This is a genomic window from Streptomyces sp. NPDC006265, assembly GCF_040613555.1.
Lineage (GTDB): Bacteria > Actinomycetota > Actinomycetes > Streptomycetales > Streptomycetaceae > Streptomyces.
In genome coordinates this window covers 1-5435 of record NZ_JBEXSH010000633.1, presented here as the reverse complement: position 1 = coordinate 5435, position 5435 = coordinate 1, and the positions used below count along the sequence as shown (strand labels likewise).

The following is a 5435-nucleotide window of genomic DNA, read 5'->3' as shown; positions in this document are numbered from 1 at the left end:
GCCCTCTTCCTCAGGGCGATGGAGACCGTGCCCGAACTGCGCGCCTTGCCCGACGACCTGGGGGCGTACACCGTGCGCTGGGACGGTGACGGCGCCGTGGTGCAGGGCGAGGTGATCGTCCAGGCCGGGGCCCGGATCGAGGCTGGCGCCCAGGTAATCGGTCCGGTCCTGATCTGCACCGGCGCCGTCGTGGCGGCCGGCGCGATGGTCCGCGACCACAGTGTGATCGGCCCCGGCTGCCGGATCGGGTTCGGCGCGGAGATCACCCGCAGCTTGCTGGCCGGGCACGTCTTCATGAAGCACCCCAGCTTCATAGGGGACTCCGTGATCGGCCGGAGGGTCAACGTCGGCTCGTTCTGCTCCACCACCGGACTGCGGTGCGACTGCGGCCCCGTCCCGGAGCCAGCGATCCAGGAAATTACCGTCAACCTCGACGGACGGCGCCTCCCCACCGGCCAGACGAAGTTCGGCGCCGTCATCGGCGACGAGGTCGCCCTACCGGCCGGGACCGTCCTGTCGCCGGGCACGCTGATCGGGCCGGGCACGGTGGTCTACCCCCGCGACCACATCGGCGGCTTCCTGCCCGCCGGCTCCCGGGTCCGGTGACCGCGGTGACCACCGCCCCCGCCCACGACGCCATGGACACCGCCCTCGTGCGGATCACCGGCGGGCACCCGCTCTCCGGCCGAATCCCGGTGCAGGGCAGCAAGAACATCGCCCTTCACCTCTACGCCGCCACCCTCCTGGCCGACGTCCCGGTCGCCCTGACGGGCGCGCCAAACATCACCGACAGCGGCGTGTGCGCGCAGATCCTGCGCCATACCGGAGCCCGCGCCGACTACGACGACGGCTGCTTCACGGTGTCTCCGGCGGGCGTCATCTGCCCGGTCATCCATCCTGAGCTCGGCCGCCGGGTCCGTACGACCGCGGTGCTTGCCGCGGCAGTGCTGGCCCGGACTGGGCAGGCCGCCTTCCCCTATCCCGGCGGCGACGCGTTCTGCCCGAGGCTCATCGACCGGCACATCGCGGCCATGCAGGCCACCGGCGCCGAGGTTGTCACAGACGACACCGGCATCCGCGCACGGTGCGGTCCCCGCGGGGTGCGGGCGTTCACCGTGGATGTGAGCACGCCGTACGGACCGAGCCTGGGAGCGACGGTGTCCGCGCTGCTGCTGGCCTCCCGCGCCCACGGCACCAGCCTGATCACCCACCCGTCCATCGAGCCGGAAGTCACCGAGACGGCCCGCTTCCTGGCCGAGAGGGGCGTCCTTGTCCACCTCGACGAGGAGGGCCTGCATGTGTCCGGCAGCGACTGGATCGCCGGCGGCACCTTCGCGGTGGCGGCCGACCGGATCGAGGCAGCCACCATGGTCATGGCCGCCGCAGTGACCGGTGGCAGCGTCCACCTCGACAACATCACCGTCACTGACTTCCCAACCGGCCTCGCCCGGGCCCTCGCCGACGCCGGAATCACGATGACTAACGACCCGAGCGGCGGCATGCAGGCCCGGCTCTTCGGGGTGCTACGCCCCGTTGAGACCGCGACCGGCCCGCACCCGGCACTGCCAACCGACACCGCACCGCAGCTAGCCGCGATGCTCACCCAGGCCGGCGGCATCTCGATGATCGACGAGCGGGTCTACCCCCGCCGCGACACCCACGTGCCGGGGCTACGCGGCTTCGGCGCTGACATCACGGCCGACGGGTCGACGATCCGCGTACGCGGGCCCGTGCGGCTGCGCGGTGCCGAGGCGCAGGCCGCGGACATCCGTGCGGTGACCGCCCTTCTGATCGCCGCACTCGCCGCCGACGGCACCTCTACGATCCGAGGGATGTTCCATCTCCGGCGCGGCTACGGCCACCTGCTGCCCAACTTGGCCACGCTGGGAGCCGAGATCACCACCATCCCCGGAGGCCGCTGATGCCCGTCCCGTTCACCGCCGATGACATCACCCGCCTCCGGGACACCTTCGACCAGGTCGTCGCCGACGGTGCGACCCCCGGCGGTGTCCTCGCCTACGGCACCACCGGCACCACTGCCAAGTTCCTCAAGGCTGGCAAGATCGCCCCCGAGTGCGGTGAGCGCGAACCCGAGCAGGACACGCTCTATGACATCGCCTCGCTGACCAAGGTCGTCGCCACCTGGCCCCTGATTGGCCAGGCCCTGGATGCCGGGCTGCTCGACCTCGACGCTGCGATCCGCGACTTCCTGCCCCCGATGAACAGCGAGTGCCCCAGCGGCGAGGCGACCGTCCGCCAGTTGATCTCCCACACCTCCGGGCTCCGTGCCTCGACCCGCCTCGACCACTACCGTGGCGCCGACCTGCCGCTGCACGAACTCCTGTGCCGTGAACCCCTGGAAGACGCCCCCGGACAGCACCGCTACATCAACCGCGGCTACATCCTTCTCGGCCTGGCCCTCGCCCACATCCACGGCCGCCCCCTTGACCAGCTCGGCAAGTCCCTGTGGAAGACACTCGGCATGGACGCCACGGTGTACGGACCGCTCTCCCGCACCCCGCAGGTCGCCCCGACTGAGCAGCGCATCCCCGGCGCGCCGCGGATCTGGGGCGCCCCGCACGACGACAATGCCGGCCTGCTCGGCGGCATCGCCGGCCACGCCGGGGTCTTCTCCACCCCCGCCGACCTCGCCCTGTACGCCCGTCGGCTACTGGTCGCGCACGCGGACGGCGACGAGCACGGCCTGGGCGATTGGCTGCATGCCAGCCTTGTCCCCCAGGCGCCGATCGAACCGGGGCTGGACCGCGGGCTGTGCTGGATCCTCGCCGCCGGCGGACGCGTCGCGTACCACCACGGATTCACCGGCACCAGCCTCTACCTCGCCCCGGAGACCGGCCGCTACCTCGTGATCTGTACCAACGCCATCTACGGCGGCAACGCCCGCACCAAGATCGCCCCGCTGCGGGAACTCGCACTCAAGACGATCTCCGCCACCTGACCACGGAGGCACCCCATGGGTGAGCTGCTGGCCGACCACACCACGCTTCGCTTGGGCGGCCCCGCCCACCGCCTCCTCACTCACACCGACCCCGCCACCTGGCCCGACCTCGCCCGCTCCGTGTTGGGTGAAGACACAGCACCGTTCCTACTCGGCGGCGGCAGCAACACCCTGGTCGACGACGCCGGATACCCCGGGACCGTGATCCGCATGGCCACCCGCGGGGTGACCGTACGCCCGCTCGGCGACGACCTCGTGGAGGTCGTCGCACAGGCGGGAGAACCGCTCTCCGCGCTCGTCGCGTTCGCCGTCGACCAGCGGCTCTCGGGGATCGAGTACCTCGGCGGCATACCCGGCACGACCGGTGCCGCCCCGGTGCAGAACACCGGTGCCTACGGACAGCAGATATCTGACACCCTCACCCGCGTCACCGCCTTCGATTGGCACCTCGAACGCATCGTCGAACTCCGAGCCGGGGATTGCGGCTTCGGCTACCGCGCCAGCGCCTTCAAGTCCCAGCCCGGACGGTGGACGATCCTCGACATCACCGTGTGTCTCACCCGCAGTTCATCGGCGGCCCCGGTCGCCTACCAGCACCTCGCCGACTCCTTGGCCGTAGGACTGGGGGCCCGGCCACCGCTCGCCGAGGCCGCCCAAGCCGTGATCACCGACCGGGAGCAGCGCGGTCTCGCCCTGCCGGATTCCGGCCCTGATGCCCGGCAGGCAGGGTCCGTCTTCCTCAACCCGGTCATCACTCCCGTCCAGGCCGCAGCCGTACGCTGCGCCGACGGCCCGGTCCACCGCGACCAGAGCGGATCCCTGCGCGCAAGCGCCGGGTGGCTGCTGGAGCAGTGTGACTACCGTCCCGGGGGCCGTATCGGGCCGGGGGTGTACTGCTCCACCGCCCGAACCCTGACGCTGACCGCGCGAGAAGGTGCCACAGCAACTGCCTTCACCTCGGCTCTCCGGCAACTCGCCGCCGCAGTCTTCGAGGCGTACGGCATCCGACTTCGTCCGGAGCCTGTTCGGTCGGGCCCGGGTACAGGATCGTCCGACGGCCCGGCCGGGCCCTCCCACCGAGGAGGCGCAGCGGGGGCGGACGCCTTTGCGCCGGCGTGAGCCCGCCCGCACCGGCCCGACCTCAACCAAGGGTCTCGGGCCGCTGCTCTCGAGCCCTCGCCTGTCAGGAACGCAGTTCGGATGCCGAGCAAAGGTCCTGGATTCGTCCCCGTGCCTGTGAGGCCGGGCGTCACCACAGACGGAAGGCTTCCAGGAGAGCTGGCGCCCTGGGTAGCGGTCGAGGCGGCTGTTGAAAAGAGCCGGGTTCTTCGCCCAGTTGTCCCCAAAAACGCGAAGCGGCGGCTACCCAGTGGGGCCGGAGAGTTCGGTGACAGGTTGGCGGACGGCCCGGGGAACGCCGAGCTGCTGGCGGGCCCAGTGGACGACCGCGAGCTGGTCAACGGCCGTTGGCCCCCAGTCGAAGAGCTCCATAGCCTGTTCGGGGGTGGCCAGGATGCGGATGTAGGTGTGGCCCGTGGCTGGATCGGGCTGCGCGGGGCCGACGTTGGTGAGTGCGGCGGCGTAGCGCAGGTACCCGCGCCGTACCGAGGGGTCGGTGACGTGTCCCAGGAGCAGCGGGCTCCCAATCCGGGCGGTCGCCTCCTCTTCAACTTCGCGACGCAGAGTGGCTACGGGGTCGCCCTGGTCCTGTTCCTCGGGTGTGCCGCCGGGCAGGATGGCGACTCCGGTGTGGGGTTCGAGAAGGACGAGGACGCGTCCGTCCGGCGCGAAGCACCAGGCCCACACCTGGGTGACTGCGAGGTCGTGCGGAGCTGGCCCCTGGTGCCAGGGATAGTGGTACGTGGGGCGGGCGGTCTGCAGGACGGCTGCGCGGTCGAGAATGGTCGGGGCGAGCGGGAGGCCATTCTCCAGGATCACCGTCCCGCCAGCGTTGATCCGGGCGCGCAGCGCGGACAGGGCGCGGCGGGCGTCCGCCGGGGAGAGCAGATCGGGCAGTCGCGCGGGCTCGACGAACTCGATCCCGGTGATCTCACTCGGCGGCAACCGGATTTCGCCGATCCGGTCGTCCTCCCAGGTGCCGCCGTCGAAGACGTGCAGAATCTCGCCGGGAAACCGCATGGCGGCGGGTGCGCCGGTACTGTCGGCGGCGATCCAGTCGACGGCCAGGCAGCGGTCGACGGTGGCGGTGACTCCGAGCTCCTCGACCAGTTCACGGGCTGCTGCGCGAGCGGGGGACTCGTTCTTGTCGACGGCGCCGCCGGCCAGGAGACAGGTGTCGCGATAGTCGACGTGCTGGACCAGAACCTGGCCGAAGGGGTTGGTGATGAGCACAGACGTGCCGACCCACAGGGCGGCCGCGGCGCGCATCGCGCCGTACGCCTCGTCGGTCATGGCGGTGCCGGGCAGCTCGCCGGGAACGGATGTGGTCGTCATGGCTCTCCGATCAGGAACGGGC

At 71.1% G+C, this 5435-nt stretch carries 4 protein-coding genes and 1 pseudogene; 4 read left to right on the top strand and 1 reads right to left on the bottom strand.

The features are described from left to right. The 4 genes and pseudogenes from ABZ281_RS35965 to ABZ281_RS35950 all read left to right on the top strand — a co-directional run. Positions 1 to 606 (top strand): annotated as a pseudogene (locus tag ABZ281_RS35965) (hypothetical protein); the annotation flags it as partial. Between the two features lie 5 nt (positions 607 to 611). Continuing rightward, positions 612 to 1922, top strand: coding sequence for a UDP-N-acetylglucosamine 1-carboxyvinyltransferase (locus ABZ281_RS35960; protein ID WP_356662263.1), 1311 nt, complete (start codon positions 612 to 614; stop codon positions 1920 to 1922). Further along, positions 1922 to 2959, top strand: coding sequence for a serine hydrolase domain-containing protein (locus ABZ281_RS35955; RefSeq protein WP_356662262.1), 1038 nt, complete (start codon positions 1922 to 1924; stop codon positions 2957 to 2959). The genes ABZ281_RS35960 and ABZ281_RS35955 overlap by 1 nt, the downstream gene beginning before the upstream one ends. Positions 2960 to 2974: 15 nt before the next feature. Next, positions 2975 to 4078 carry a UDP-N-acetylmuramate dehydrogenase gene (locus ABZ281_RS35950; RefSeq protein ID WP_356662261.1) on the top strand — a complete coding sequence of 368 codons (1104 nt, stop codon included), beginning with the start codon at positions 2975 to 2977 and terminating at the stop codon, positions 4076 to 4078. Positions 4079 to 4321: 243 nt separating this feature from the next. Here the strand turns inward: ABZ281_RS35950 and ABZ281_RS35945 are convergent, their stop codons facing one another. Next, positions 4322 to 5413 (bottom strand): NUDIX hydrolase, encoded by a 1092-nt coding sequence (locus tag ABZ281_RS35945; RefSeq protein ID WP_356662260.1) that lies wholly within the window; start codon positions 5411 to 5413, stop codon positions 4322 to 4324. Between the last annotated feature and the right edge of the window lie 22 nt (positions 5414 to 5435).